Genomic DNA, 13,530 nt, shown 5'->3' with positions numbered 1-13,530 from the left:
ATGAAGGATTTGTTATATATTAGTCATCCACAAATAAATCAAATAAGCGCCAAAATTGTAAAAAGAAAATACGAAGATGATACAACAAAAATAATTTTGGACAGAAGTATTTTTATGCCTAATTCTTCCTATTTATTAGATGAAAATCCAAAAATTTCGGAAAATGTGCTTTTGGACGTTGAGTTTATAAATGGAAATTTAGTTCATACAATAAAAAATAAACCCCAAAAATCATCTGTAATTCTTTCTTTGGACAAAAATACCAGAGAAAAAAATTTATCGTATAATACAGCTTTTTATATTTTTAAATCTCTGTTTGCTAAATTTTATAATAACAAGGAAGTTTCTTTAAAAATCAAAAATTCTTATGGGCAAATAAAAATTTCCAATTTCTATGATGATTTTATTGCCGATGATTTTTTGAAAATTTTTAATAAAATAATTGATTTGGGATTAAAAATAAATAAGGATAAAGATTTTGTTTGGATAAATGGTTTTGAACGAGAAAATAATTTTGGAGTTTATTTAAATAATGCAAAAGATTTAGAAGGAATTTTTATTCTTTCTATAGAAAAAATCGAAAAAAATTTCTTTATTGATTTCATAACAGGATCTGACTACAAAAATTTCACAAATAATAATATAGAAATAATTAATAATATTAAAAAAATATCTTTTGATGACTTAAATTCTTCTGAAAAAATCAGAAAAATAATTTCACTTATTCAAAAATCTAGGTATAAATAAAAGCTCTTGCATTAATTTTTTGCAAGAGCCTTTTTATTATTTTACAAGCAAGTTTAATATTTTTCCTGGTACATATATTACCTTAAATATTTCCTTACCATCTATATTTTTTTGAATATTTTGATCATTTTCTGCACTTATTACAGCTTCTTCTTGATTCGCATCTTTTGAAATTTTTATTGTAGCCCTAACTTTACCATTAACTTGAACAGGAAGTTCAATTGAATCATATTCAAGTTTACTTTCATCATAAGTTGGCCAGCTAGTTTGGTTTAATTCGCCTTCAAAACCAATTTCTTCCCACAATTCTTCTGTCAAGTGAGGAGCAACTGGATTTAATAAAATCAAATAAGTTTTGAAATCTTTTTTGGTAATTTTTCCAATATTTCTCATTTCATTTAACAAGCTCATAAGTGAAGCTATTGCTGTATTATATTTTAATGATTCATAATCATCACTTACTTTTTTAATAGTTTGGTTAATTAGAATTTCAATTTCTTTTGTATATTCGTCGCCATCTTCAACTAAATCATAAAGATTAAATACTCTTTCCAAATATTTTCTACAACCCTTAACGCCTTCGTCTGACCATGGAGCTGTTGATCTAAAATCTCCAATAAACATTTCATAGCATCTTAGGGTATCTGCCCCATAATCTCTTACAATATCATCAGGATTTACAACATTGCCTCTTGATTTTGACATTTTTTGATGGTCTTCTCCTAAAATCATTCCGTGAGAAGTTCTCTTTTGATATGGTTCTTTTGTTGGAACTTTTCCTATATCATATAAAAATTTGTGCCAAAATCTTGAATACAATAAGTGAAGAGTTGTATGTTCCATTCCACCATTGTACCAATCAACTGGTGTGTAATAATCTAAACTTTCCTTGCTTGCAAGATCTTCATTATTATTTGGATCTGTATATCTTAAATAATACCAAGAAGATCCAGCCCATTGTGGCATGGTGTCAGTTTCTCTTTTTGCTGGCTTTCCACAAATTGGACAAGTAGTATTTACAAATTCATCAATTTTTGAAAGTGGACTTTCGCCATCATCTGTTACTTCATAAGATTCAACTTCTGGTAATTTTATTGGAAGATTTTCTTCTTTTTCAGCAACCCATCCGTGTTCTTCACAATAAATCATTGGGATTGGTTCTCCCCAATATCTTTGTCTAGAAAATACCCAATCTCTTAATTTATAATTTACCTTAGCAGATCCTAGATTTTTTTCTTCAACAAATTCTATCATTTTCTTTTTAGCATCTGCTACACTTAATCCATTTAGAAAATCTGAATTTATTAAAATCCCCTTATCAATTGAAGTTGTTGGTAAATCTTCATCGCCTGTATTAATTACTGGAACAATTGGCATATCAAATTTTTGTGCAAATTCAAAATCCCTATCATCGTGAGCAGGAACCGCCATTATAGCTCCTGTTCCATAAGAAATTAATACATAATCTGAAATCCAAATTGGGATTTCTTTTCCATTTATAGGATTTATTGCAGAAATTCCATCAAGCATTACGCCAGTTTTTTCTTTTGTAAGCTCACTTCTTTCAAAATCTGATTTTTTCTTAGCAAAATCTTGATATTCTTTTACATCATCCAAATTTTTGATTTCATCTTTAAATTCTTCAAGCATTGGATGTTCTGGTGCAATTACCATATAAGTTGCCCCAAAAATTGTATCAGGTCTTGTTGTGTAGACATTTAATTTGTAATCTTTATCTTTTAAAGAAAAATTAATTTCTACCCCGTGGCTTCTTCCAATCCAATTTTTTTGTTGAGTTTTTATTTTTTCTTCATAATCAACTTCGTCCAAATCATCAATAAGCCTATCGGCATATTCTGTGATTTTTAGCATCCATTGATTTTTAACTTTGTGAGTTACTTCTGACCCACATCTTTCACATTTTCCATCTACAACTTCTTCATTAGCAAGACCAACCTTACATGAAGGACACCAGTTTACTGGCATTTCTTTTTTATAAGCAAGTCCATGTTTATACAATTGAATGAAAATCCATTGAGTCCATTTGTAATAATTTGGATCTGTTGTATTTACTTCTTTGGACCAATCAAATGAAAATCCAATAGATTTCATTTGCGCTTTGAAATTTTCGATATTATTTTTTGTTACAATTGAAGGATGAATGTGATTTTTTATAGCATAATTTTCTGTAGGAAGTCCAAAAGCATCCCAGCCCATTGGATAAATTACATTTTCTCCTTGAAGTCTTCTTTTTCTTGCAACAATATCTAAAGCTGTGTATGGTCTTGGGTGGCCAACATGAAGACCTTGACCTGACGGATAAGGAAATTCTACGAGTGGATAGAATTTTTTCTTATTTTTATCAATTACTGATTTAAAAATTTCATTTTCATCCCATTTTTCTTGCCATTTTTTTTCGATGGCATTTGGATTATATTCTCTCATTTTTTCTCCTTAGTTTTTTGATGCAAAAGATTTTACTGTTCTTGGGTAAGGGATTACGTCACGGATATTTTTCATTCCTGTAAGATACATTACTGCTCTTTCAAATCCAAGTCCATAACCTGAGTGAACTACTGTTCCATATTTTCTTAAATCTAAATAATTTTGATAATCTTCAAGTTTTAGCCCATTATCTTCCATAGATTTTACAAGCTCATCATATCTTTCTTCCCTTTGACTTCCACCAATTAATTCTCCTACAGCAGGAACTAACATATCAAAAGCTGCAACAGTTTTTCCATCTTCATTTCTTCTCATATAAAATGCCTTTATATCTTTTGGATAATCTGTAACAAAAACTGGACCATCAACTATTTTTTCTGATAAATATCTTTCATGCTCAGTTTGAAGATCCATTCCCCATTTTACAGGATATTCAAAATCAACATCAGCTTCTTGTAATTTTTCTATAGCCTCAGTATAAGTAATTCTTGCAAATTTTGCCTCTTTAACTTTTGTAAGTCTTTCAATCAAAGTATCATCAACTCTTTCGTTGAAAAATTCAATTTCATCCTTACAATTTTCTAAAACAAAACTTATCATATATTTCATCATATCTTCAGCCACATCCATGCACACATTATAATCTGCAAAAGCAATTTCTGGTTCAATCATCCAAAATTCCGCAGCGTGTCTTGGTGTGTTTGATTCTTCAGCCCTAAAAGTTGGACCAAAAGTATAAATATTTGATAAAGCAAGAGCATAATCTTCTGCCTCAAGTTGTCCTGAAACTGTCAAATAAGATTTTTTTCCAAAGAAATCTTTAGAATAATCAACTTTTCCATCCTTATTTAAATCTAATTTATCTAAATTTTGGGTAGTAACTTGGAACATTTCTCCAGCACCTTCTGTATCAGATGCAGTAATTAATGGAGCATTTAAATAAATAAATCCTCTTTCTTGGAAAAATTTATGAAGAGCATAAGCAAGTTTTGACCTTAATCTAAAAACTGCCCTGTAAGTATTAGTTCTAGCTCTTAAATGAGGAATAGTTCTCATATATTCAAGAGATTGTTTTTGTTTTTGAATAGGAAATTTCTCATCACTGTGACCTAAAACTTCTACAGATTTTGCTTGAAGTTCGTAGGCTTGTTTGGCATTATTTGTTTTTACAAGAATTCCTTTGATTCTTAATGATGCTGAAAGATGTTCTTTTTGTAAATCTTCAAAATTTTCTAATTCTTTTCCAACAACAATTTGAAGATTTTTAAAAATTGTCCCATCATTTAATTCTATAAAGCCGACATTTTTTGTAAATCTCGCCTGTCTAATCCATCCTTCAACTGTAATTTCTTGGTCGATGTATTTTTCAACATCTTTTTTAATCTCTCTTAATTTCATCCTTATTTCCTCTCTTAATTTTTTCTAAACTTTCATTAAGTATTTTTTCATAACCTATATTTTTTGGATTATAAAATTTTTCATCTACAAAGCCATCTGGAAGATAGTCTTGTTTTACATATCCGTCATAATCATGAGGATATAAATAAGTATCTTTAACTAAATTTTTACTTCCTTTATAATGGGTATCTTTTAATTTATTTGGTACTTCCAAATCTTTTTCATTTTTTACAAAATCCATAGCCTTATTTATAGCAAGGTATGTAGAATTATTTTTCTTTGCTAAAGATAAATATATACAAGTCTCTGCCAAAATAATTCTTGCCTCTGGCATACCTACAGTATTAATTGCTGTAAAAGTATTTGTAGCAAGGCCTAGCGCGTAGGGATCAGCAAGCGAAATATCTTCTGATGCAAATATAATCATTCTTCTTGCTATAAATTTTATATCTTCTCCGCTATTTAACATTTTTGCCAAATAATAAATTGCTGCATCAGGATCTGAGCCACGCATAGATTTTATAAAAGCAGAAATAGTATCATAATGTCTATCTCCATCCCTATCATAAATAGAAATTTTCTTTTGGATAGAATTTATAATACTTTTTCGATCAACTACTATTATACCTTCTTTATCTTCTTGTGAAAATATTGCAATTTCTAAAGCATTCAACAAGGCTCTACAATCCCCGTTAGAATATTTAACCAAAGTATTTCTGGCATCATCGTCAATTTTTATATTTTTATTTTGTAAAAGCCTATCTCGACTTAAAGCCATATCTATTAATTTTTTTAAATCATCATCTGTATGTGCTTTTAATTCAAATACATACATTCTAGAAATTAAAGCTTTATTTACTTCAAAATATGGATTTTCTGTTGTAGCTCCTATCAAAATAATCGTAGAATCTTCAACAAAAGGCAGTAAATAATCTTGTTGACTTTTATTAAATCTATGAATTTCATCAATAAATAAAATAGTTTTTTTATTTTCAAATTTCAAATTATCTTTTGCAATTTGAATTTTTTTCTTTAAGTCATTAATTCCACTAGCTACCGCAGAAACTTTTTCAAAAGCCATATTAGTTGAATTTGAAATAATTTTTGCAAGGGTAGTTTTGCCAACTCCTGGAGGTCCATAAAAAATAGAAGAATAAATTCTATCAGATTTTATCATTCTTCTTAAAATTTTTCCTTCTCCTAGAAGATGATCTTGTCCTAAAAAATCTTCAATTTTTTCAGGTCTCATCCTGTCAGCTAATGGCGCAGACTTTTCTAGTTCTCTTAATTTATTTAATTCAAATAAGTCCATTTTATCCAATCTTTCAAAAAAAGGACTGTTGCAAAATGAATTTGTTTTTTGTCATTTTCATCTTGCAATAGCCCCTTAAATTTTCTAATTTTTTTCTTTTAAATTTTTAATCTCTCTATAGAAACTCTCAACATCTTTAAATTCCCTATATACTGATGCAAATCTCACATAAGCTACAGGATCTAATTGTTTTAGATGCTCCATGACAAATTTTCCTATGGTAGTGGATGATACTTCCTTTTTACCAATATGATTTATAGAAACTTCGACATCATCTGCTATTTTTTCAATGTCTTCCATGCTTACAGGTCTTTTTTCGCAAGATTTTACAATTCCACTTATAAGTTTTGACCTATCAAAAGATTCTCTAGTATTATCTTTTTTTACAACCATTAAAGTTTGGTCTTCATATCTTTCATAAGTTGAAAATCTTTTATTGCAAGATTGACATAGCCTTCTTCTTCTAATAGCATGATTATCTTCTGTTGCTCTAGAGTCTATAACTTTTGTATCATTTGAGTCACAATATGGACACTTCATTTTATTTTAAGAAATCTGGAAGATCTATATCGTCAAATGGATTTGAAGAACTTGGTTTTTTTTGTGTTTGTCTTTGGCTAACACTTTGTGAAGATCTTCTGTTTTCTAAAACTTCTCTTCTTGTTTGGTTGTCTTGATCAAATCCTGTGGCAATTACAGTAATTTTAATGTCATCGCCCAATGATTCATCGCTTCCTACACCAAAAATTATATTTGCATCTGAATCTATATGTTCTCTAATTAATTCTGCTGCTTCGTTTGCTTCCATTAGACCAACTTCTGCTGCAGTTACATTTAATAATACTGCATTAGCTCCTTCGATTGATGTTTCAAGTAATGGAGAATTTACTGCAGCTTTTGCAGCATCTACTGCTCTGTTTTCTCCGCTTGCTTTACCAATTCCCATGTGAGCTATTCCTTGGTCTGACATAATTGATTTAACATCAGCAAAATCAAGGTTGATTACATTTGGTACAGCTATAAGTTCTGAAATACCACTTACAGCATCCATAAGTACTTGGTCAGCCATTTTAAATGCGTCTACCATTGATGTTCTTTTTTCTACAATTTGTAAAAGTCTATCATTTGGAATTGTAATTAATGTATCCACACATTCTTTTAAAGCTTCGATTCCACCTTCTGCAGATGTTTGTCTTTTTCTTCCTTCAAATGTGAAAGGACGAGTTACAACACCTACTGTAAGTATTCCTTGTTCTTTTGCTTTTCTTGCTACAACAGGGGCTGCTCCAGTACCAGTTCCACCGCCCATTCCAGCAGTGATAAATACCATGTCTGCTCCCTTTAGTGATTCATCAATTTCTGATTCACTTTCTTCAGCAGCTTTTTCACCAATTTCAGGATTAGCTCCAGCTCCAAGTCCTCTTGTAAGCTTTGCTCCTATTTGTAATTTGATGTCAGCATTCGCTTCATTTAAAGTTTGAAGGTCTGTATTTAATGCAATAAATTCTACTCCAGAAAGGCCACCCTCTCTCATTCTACTTATAGCATTATTTCCGCCACCACCAACTCCTATTACTTTTATTTTGGCTAAGGCGTTATTTTCTACTTCCATGTTAATATTTGCCATCTTCATCCCCCGTTTCATTAAGATTAATATTTTTAATTATTTTCATCTTTTTCGTCAAGACTTTTTTCTTCAACTTCAACTACTGGATTCTTACCCTTATCTAGGCTAATTGAATAAGCTTTTATTTTTTTATTTTCTATATCCTTTAAAACTGAATCAAGTAGTTTAAGTTTATAATTATAATTTTTTAAATCTCCGAAATTAATCTGAATATCATTTATTATTATACCAATTTCATTATAGTTTTCCAAGTCTATTTCTTTTATGTCTTTAGCATATTTTAGCTTTTGAATAGAATCGATAAATTTTATTAGATTTTTTTTATCGGTAAAATTTTTTCCAATTTCTGGTTTGTTTTTTATTCCTTTGATTTTTAGTAAATTATTATTTTCTTCATTTACTGTTTTATCTAATACTTTTCCTGTATTTGCAATAACATAGCTATCCTTTTTGTATCTTGCAATCATATAAGGATATTCTTCTTTTACTCTTACTATAATTTTATCTGGAAGTTCTTTTTCTATTTTGGCACTTTTTATTATTTTTTCTTTTTTTAGATGTTCTATACTTTCTTTCTCATCGTATAAAATTATATTTTTTCCCATTGGATTATTTAATTTTGATAAAATTTGATCATTTGATAAAATTTTATTTCCTTTTATATAAACTTGAGAAATTTTATAATAGTCATGCCTAAATAAATTAACAATTAATATAGCTGCGATTACTATCATTAAAAAAATCACAAAAAAAGGAGTAAATAATTTTTGTTTTCTTTTTAACTTTTTTCTGCCTTTATTTTTTTGTCTATTTTTTTTGCTCATTTCACATACCCATAACTTTTTTTATCAAATCAAAAATTTCATCACTTGCATTAGGATTTTGTAACAAGCTTGCCTTCTCGCCCATTTCCTTTAATTTTTCTTTATCTTCTACAATATCAAGTATATTTTCATAGAGGATTTTGCCATTTAATTCTTTTTCCAAAATCATTGAGCAAGCACCTTTTTTCAAATATGACCTTGCGTTATATTCTTGATGGTTTTCTGTTGTGTAGGCTTTTGGTATTAAAATTGATGCTTTTTTTAGATTTGATATTTCGCTTAAACTCATAGCTCCTGATGATGCTATTACTAAATCACTTACCGCATAAAATAAATCTATATTATCTATATAAGAAAATGCCTTTATATATTCATTTTCTTTTGTGTTTTTAATAAATTCATCATAATTTTTTAATCCAGTTTGATGGAGCAAATAAAATTTTCCATCCATAAATTCACTCATTTGTTTAACTGCATCATTTAGATATTTTGAACCATTAGAACCTCCAAAAGAAAAAACTACTGGTCTATCTTTTTTTATTCCTAACTTGTCCAAATCTTCTTGACTATATGATGTATTAAAATTAGTTCTTACTGGATTTCCTGTTACATAAACATTATTTTTATTTTTCAAATGTTTTTTTGCTTCTTCAAATGATATACAAACAAGGTCGACTTTGTTTGACAAAAATCTTGTAGTAACTCCTGGAAAAGAATTTGATTCATGTATCAAAGTTTTTATATTTTTCTTGCTTGCTTGATAGAGAATTGGTGCACAAACATAACCACCTGTTCCTATAACAAGATCTGGTTTGAATTCTTTAATAATTTTTTTTGCTTCTTTGAAACCTCTTAAATTTGTCAAAAGAGATTTAAACAGTCTTTTGGAAATTTTTCTTGGTAGACCCATAGCTTCAATAGATCTAAATTTGTAACCATATTTATTTACAATTCTTTTTTCTGGCCCATCATTTAATCCCACATAAAGAATTTCCAAATCATCTATTTCTTCTTCTAATTTTTGGCACATGGCTATGGCTGGATAAATGTGTCCGCCAGTTCCACCGCCAGATACTATTACTCTCATCTAATCTTCCTTTTCTAAAACTCTTTTTTTGAAGTCATCCCCTCTTTGCATGTAATTGTCATACATTCCCCAACTAGCACTTGCAGGAGAGAGCAATACCGTATCAAAATCTTTCATTATTTCAAAAGATTTATTTACAGCTTCTTTCATATCATTTACTAAATAATAATTAATTTTATATTTCTCGCAAAGATTTCGTAAACTTTCCTTTGTTTGACCCATTAAAATCATAGTTTTTATTTTTTTCTTTGTATCTTTAAATAATGGCGTGTAATCAATTTTTTTATCATAGCCACCTGCAATCAAAATAACATTTTTATCAAAACTATTTATTGCTTTTATTGCAGAATCTACATTAGTAGCCTTAGAATCATTGTAAAAAGATACATTTCTAATTTTTTTTACAAATTCAAGTCTATGATCAATAGCCTTAAAAGTTTTTGTATATTTTATAATTTCATCAAGATCAAGGCCAAATAAATACAAGCAAAGTATAGCACAAGCTACATTTAAAAGATTGTGATCTCCTACAATTTTTAAATCATCTCTTTTTAATAAATAAATTTCTTTTTCGTCTTTTAAATAAAGAGAGTCATCTTTCAAATATATTCCTTTTTGAACTTCTTCTTTTATAGAAAATTCGTATATTTTTGATTTGAATTTATTTTTATTTTTTCTTAAAATTTCATCGTCGTGATTAATGATAAGATAATCACTTTCATTTTGATTTATAGCAATTTTTAACTTATCTTCTATATAATTTTCAAAAGATCCATGCCAATCTATGTGATCTGGAGTAATATTTAAAATCCCTGCTATATGTGGCTTAAAAAATTTGGTATTGTGAAGTTGAAATGAAGAAATTTCTTCAACAAAAATCTCATCATTCTTATACATTTGCCACAAAATGCCTTCGCCAATATTTCCGACTCCAATAGCTTTATTTCCACTTTGATTTAAAATATGGCTAATAAGTGAAGTAGTTGTTGTTTTGCCATTTGTTCCTGTAATTGCTATATTTTTTTTATCTTTAAAAAGTCTATATGATAATTCAATATCAGTAATTATCTCATTATTTTTTTCTAAAATTTTTATAATATCATCATCAGGTCTAATTCCTGGAGATTTTACTACAAAATCATATTTTTCTTCAATTTTAATATCAGAAATAGGGCTATAATTATAGCCCTCTAATCTTTCATCAGTATTTTTATTTTTATCGAAAGTAAAAACTTCATAACCTAATTTGTCCAAAGTTTTTACTGTAGATATGCCTGTAATTCCTAAACCATAAACTAAAACTTTTTTCATAATACTATCAATAAAGTAATCAAAGATAAAATTACTGATACTATTGTAAAACCAGTAACTATTTTTGGTTCTTTGTATCCTTTCAATTCGTAATGATGGTGGATTGGAGTCATCAAAAATATTCTCTTTTTATTTCTAAATTTGTATGAGGCAACTTGAATTATTACACTTAAAGCCTCAGCCACATAAACTCCTCCAAGTATAATTAAAAATAAAGTTATTCCCATATTTATGGCAAGTCCAACTACAGCTCCACCGATTGCCATAGAACCTGTATCCCCCATAAATACACTTGCTGGATTTGAGTTATAAAATAAAAATCCTAAAACAGAACCAAGCATAATACTTGCAAACAATTCATCTTCTATATTTTGACTTAAAATTATAAATGTTAAAAATACTGGAATAGAAACTTGAGTAGATAAACCATCTAGTCCATCAGTTAAATTTACAGCATTTGAAGTTCCAATCATAATAAACATCATTATAGGAATTCCTAAAATTGAAACATTTAATCTAATATCTGTAAAAGGAATCCACAATTTTGTTATTGTATCATTTTGGAAAATAAAACATAAAATTGCAATTAAAAATGATAAAGCAACTTGAAGAATTATTTTTTGCTTAGCTGTTAATCCTAATGATCTCTTTAAAATTAATTTTCTAAAATCATCAATAAAACCTATAGCTCCAAATCCAAAAGTTGCTAACAATAATATAAAAGTTTTCATAGAAAAAGGAACAAATATCAATGTCAAAACAAGTGCTGATATTAAAAATATAATACCACCCATAGTTGGCGTACCTGCTTTTCCATAATGACTTTTTGGTCCTTCTTGTCTAATATTTTGTCCAATATGACTTGATCTTAAAATTGGAATTATAATTTTTCCCAAAATCAAAGTTAATATTAAACTTATTAAAATAATTAAAATCGTATTTTTCATCTCTCCTACCTATCAATATTAAGATATACAACATTACCTTCATTTTCATAAATCATGCCAAGATTTTCCATCGCATATCTTTGAATTTCTTTCAAACTAACTGAATCTTCAAGATCACTATTTAATCTATCCCTTGTTAATTGATAAGATGTATATTGACTTTGTAATTTATTATACTCTTTTATTCTATTATTCAATTTAATATAATTATGTAATGAAATAAAACCCATAAAAATAAAAGATAAAAATAATAAAGCTAATATATTTCTCTTAAACTTCCTATCTTTTTTTTGGAGTTTATTATATCTAAACTTAATATCATAAGAAGTTTGATCGTGCAAACTTAGCTTTAATTTTTTATTTAAATTTTTATTTATTTTTCTTTTTTTCAAAGCGTTTGACATATCAAATCCTCTCACAAACTCTAAGCTTAGCACTATGAGACCTATTATTATTTTTCAATTCATCTTTGCTTGGTAAAATAGGTTTTTTGCTAATTAATTTTACCTTTTTTTCATGATTGCAAACACAAACAGGAAAATCAGGTGGACAAATACATTTTTTACTCATCTCTTTAAATTTATTTTTAACGATCCTGTCTTCCAAAGAATGAAAAGTTATTACACATAATCTTCCATTTTTATTTAGACGATCAACTATTTTTTCTAAAGTATTTTCCAAAACTTCAAGCTCTCTATTAACTTCAATTCTTAAAGCTTGGAATACTCTTTTTTCAGGATGAGCTTCACTAGTATTTACAGATTTCATAACAATATTTCGGAGTTGTAAAGTTGTATTAATTTCGTGCATTTTTCTGTAATCTACTATTGCTTTAGCAATTGTTTTGGAATATCTTTCCTCTCCATATTCAGAAAAAATTTTCCAAAGCTCATCCAAAGAGTAATCATTGACAATTTGTTTTGCTGTTAACTCATTATCTTTGTTCATCCTCATATCCAATGGACCGTCTTTCATATAAGAAAAACCTCGATCTTCATTGTCAATTTGGTAAGAACTTACGCCAATATCCATCAAAGCGCCATCTATCCTATTAAAACCAGCTTCATCAAGAACATTTTCAATATTTTCAAAATTCTCATTAAAATATAAGACATTAGAAAAATCTTTCAAATTTTCTCTAGCTGCTTTGATAGCATCCTTATCTTGATCTAAGCCAATCAAAAGACCATTTGGTGATAATTTTTTTAAAATTTCTTTAGAATGGCCTCCCTTACCCAAAGTTAGGTCAGCATATATTCCATCTTCTTTTATATTTAAGTTTTCAATAGTTTCATTTAACAAAACTGATTTATGAGAAAATTCCATATTACTGATCCATAATTTCTGATAAGTTCACTTCAACATCACCAATATAATCATTCCAATTATTCAAATCCCATATTTCTATGTTTGAATTATTTCCGATTATAATAGCCTCTTTGCCTAAATTAGCATAGTCGCGTAATTGCTTATTTAATAAAACTCGCCCTTGTTTATCCAAATAAGCCTTGATAGTGGAAGAAAAAAACAATCTTTTTATCGCCCTGTTGTTTTTGTTTTGGTAGGATAATTCTTCGTACTTTTTAGCACGTTTTTCAAATTCCTCAATAGTATACAAAACTAATGAGCGTTCTGGGCCCTTGGTTACATAAAATTCATTACCAAGATCATCTCTAAATTCACTTGGCATCATTATTCTATTTTTAGAATCTAATTTGTGAATGAATTCTCCTAAAAACATGACCCACCTTCTACCACTTATTTCCACTTCACATATATTTTATACCAAAATCTGTAAATTGTAAAGGATTAAAAAATTTATTTTTTTAAAA

Annotated in this window: 13 protein-coding genes; 1 reads left to right on the top strand and 12 read right to left on the bottom strand. The window is 28.3% G+C overall.

Annotated elements, in window-relative coordinates; translation table 11 throughout:
* Positions 1-747: a hypothetical protein gene (locus tag HMPREF3045_RS03665; RefSeq protein WP_070737099.1), complete on the top strand. Its 747-nt coding sequence runs from the start codon at positions 1-3 to the stop codon at positions 745-747.
* Between the two features lie 36 nt (positions 748-783).
* On the opposite strand, the gene leuS is transcribed toward HMPREF3045_RS03665, so the two are convergent.
* The 12 genes from leuS to mraZ form a co-directional block, all read right to left on the bottom strand.
* Entirely contained in the window at positions 784-3,192 is a 2,409-nt protein-coding gene (gene leuS, locus HMPREF3045_RS03660) for a leucine--tRNA ligase (RefSeq protein ID WP_070737098.1), read from the bottom strand.
* Positions 3,193-3,201: 9 nt separating this feature from the next.
* Positions 3,202-4,590: an asparagine--tRNA ligase gene (asnS, locus tag HMPREF3045_RS03655; protein ID WP_070606016.1), complete on the bottom strand. Its 1,389-nt coding sequence runs from the start codon at positions 4,588-4,590 to the stop codon at positions 3,202-3,204.
* A complete protein-coding gene (locus HMPREF3045_RS03650; protein ID WP_070737097.1) occupies positions 4,571-5,902 on the bottom strand; it encodes a replication-associated recombination protein A in 1,332 nt (443 codons plus the stop codon). Before HMPREF3045_RS03650 ends, asnS begins: the two co-directional genes overlap by 20 nt.
* 84 nt (positions 5,903-5,986) lie before the next feature.
* Complete coding sequence (gene nrdR, locus HMPREF3045_RS03645; protein ID WP_070737096.1) at positions 5,987-6,442, bottom strand: transcriptional regulator NrdR; 456 nt, start codon at positions 6,440-6,442, stop codon at positions 5,987-5,989.
* Position 6,443: 1 nt separating this feature from the next.
* Positions 6,444-7,529 carry a cell division protein FtsZ gene (gene ftsZ / locus HMPREF3045_RS03640; RefSeq protein ID WP_070737095.1) on the bottom strand — a complete coding sequence of 362 codons (1,086 nt, stop codon included), beginning with the start codon at positions 7,527-7,529 and terminating at the stop codon, positions 6,444-6,446.
* A 32-nt stretch (positions 7,530-7,561) separates the two neighbouring features.
* A complete protein-coding gene (locus HMPREF3045_RS03635) occupies positions 7,562-8,263 on the bottom strand; it encodes a cell division protein FtsQ/DivIB (RefSeq protein WP_257244370.1) in 702 nt (233 codons plus the stop codon).
* Positions 8,264-8,354: 91 nt separating this feature from the next.
* Complete coding sequence (gene murG, locus HMPREF3045_RS03630) at positions 8,355-9,440, bottom strand: undecaprenyldiphospho-muramoylpentapeptide beta-N-acetylglucosaminyltransferase (protein ID WP_070737093.1); 1,086 nt, start codon at positions 9,438-9,440, stop codon at positions 8,355-8,357.
* The gene (gene murD, locus HMPREF3045_RS03625) at positions 9,441-10,751 is read right to left on the bottom strand and encodes a UDP-N-acetylmuramoyl-L-alanine--D-glutamate ligase (RefSeq protein ID WP_070737092.1); all 1,311 of its coding nucleotides are present in this window, start codon (positions 10,749-10,751) and stop codon (positions 9,441-9,443) included. It abuts the gene before it with no gap.
* Entirely contained in the window at positions 10,748-11,698 is a 951-nt protein-coding gene (mraY, locus tag HMPREF3045_RS03620) for a phospho-N-acetylmuramoyl-pentapeptide-transferase (RefSeq protein WP_070737091.1), read from the bottom strand. Before mraY ends, murD begins: the two co-directional genes overlap by 4 nt.
* Before the next feature lie 5 nt (positions 11,699-11,703).
* The gene (locus HMPREF3045_RS03615) at positions 11,704-12,102 is read right to left on the bottom strand and encodes a septum formation initiator (protein WP_019117467.1); all 399 of its coding nucleotides are present in this window, start codon (positions 12,100-12,102) and stop codon (positions 11,704-11,706) included.
* Position 12,103: 1 nt separating this feature from the next.
* On the bottom strand, positions 12,104-13,024 hold the full coding sequence (rsmH, locus tag HMPREF3045_RS03610) for a 16S rRNA (cytosine(1402)-N(4))-methyltransferase RsmH (protein ID WP_070639980.1): 921 nt from the start codon (positions 13,022-13,024) through the stop codon (positions 12,104-12,106).
* Position 13,025: 1 nt separating this feature from the next.
* Positions 13,026-13,439: a division/cell wall cluster transcriptional repressor MraZ gene (gene mraZ, locus HMPREF3045_RS03605; protein ID WP_019117465.1), complete on the bottom strand. Its 414-nt coding sequence runs from the start codon at positions 13,437-13,439 to the stop codon at positions 13,026-13,028.
* Positions 13,440-13,530: the final 91 nt, after the last annotated feature.

The sequence above is a fragment of the Anaerococcus sp. HMSC075B03 genome, assembly GCF_001815585.1.
GTDB classification, from domain to species: domain Bacteria; phylum Bacillota; class Clostridia; order Tissierellales; family Peptoniphilaceae; genus Anaerococcus; species Anaerococcus vaginalis.
This window is presented reverse-complemented; position numbering and strand designations above follow the sequence as displayed.

Excerpts from the sequence above, each read along its gene's own strand:
- asnS (WP_070606016.1), bottom strand. The coding sequence starts at position 4,590 with ATGAAATTAAGAGAGATTAAAAAAGATGTTGAAAAATACATCGACCAA.
- mraY (WP_070737091.1), bottom strand. The coding sequence starts at position 11,698 with ATGAAAAATACGATTTTAATTATTTTAATAAGTTTAATATTAACTTTG.
- mraZ (WP_019117465.1), bottom strand. The coding sequence starts at position 13,439 with ATGTTTTTAGGAGAATTCATTCACAAATTAGATTCTAAAAATAGAATA.
- HMPREF3045_RS03635 (WP_257244370.1), bottom strand. The coding sequence starts at position 8,263 with ATGATAGTAATCGCAGCTATATTAATTGTTAATTTATTTAGGCATGAC.
- murG (WP_070737093.1), bottom strand. The coding sequence starts at position 9,440 with ATGAGAGTAATAGTATCTGGCGGTGGAACTGGCGGACACATTTATCCA.
- leuS (WP_070737098.1), bottom strand. The coding sequence starts at position 3,192 with ATGAGAGAATATAATCCAAATGCCATCGAAAAAAAATGGCAAGAAAAA.
- HMPREF3045_RS03665 (WP_070737099.1), top strand. The coding sequence starts at position 1 with ATGAAGGATTTGTTATATATTAGTCATCCACAAATAAATCAAATAAGC.
- nrdR (WP_070737096.1), bottom strand. The coding sequence starts at position 6,442 with ATGAAGTGTCCATATTGTGACTCAAATGATACAAAAGTTATAGACTCT.
- ftsZ (WP_070737095.1), bottom strand. The coding sequence starts at position 7,529 with ATGGCAAATATTAACATGGAAGTAGAAAATAACGCCTTAGCCAAAATA.
- HMPREF3045_RS03615 (WP_019117467.1), bottom strand. The coding sequence starts at position 12,102 with ATGTCAAACGCTTTGAAAAAAAGAAAAATAAATAAAAATTTAAATAAA.
- murD (WP_070737092.1), bottom strand. The coding sequence starts at position 10,751 with ATGAAAAAAGTTTTAGTTTATGGTTTAGGAATTACAGGCATATCTACA.
- rsmH (WP_070639980.1), bottom strand. The coding sequence starts at position 13,024 with ATGGAATTTTCTCATAAATCAGTTTTGTTAAATGAAACTATTGAAAAC.
- HMPREF3045_RS03650 (WP_070737097.1), bottom strand. The coding sequence starts at position 5,902 with ATGGACTTATTTGAATTAAATAAATTAAGAGAACTAGAAAAGTCTGCG.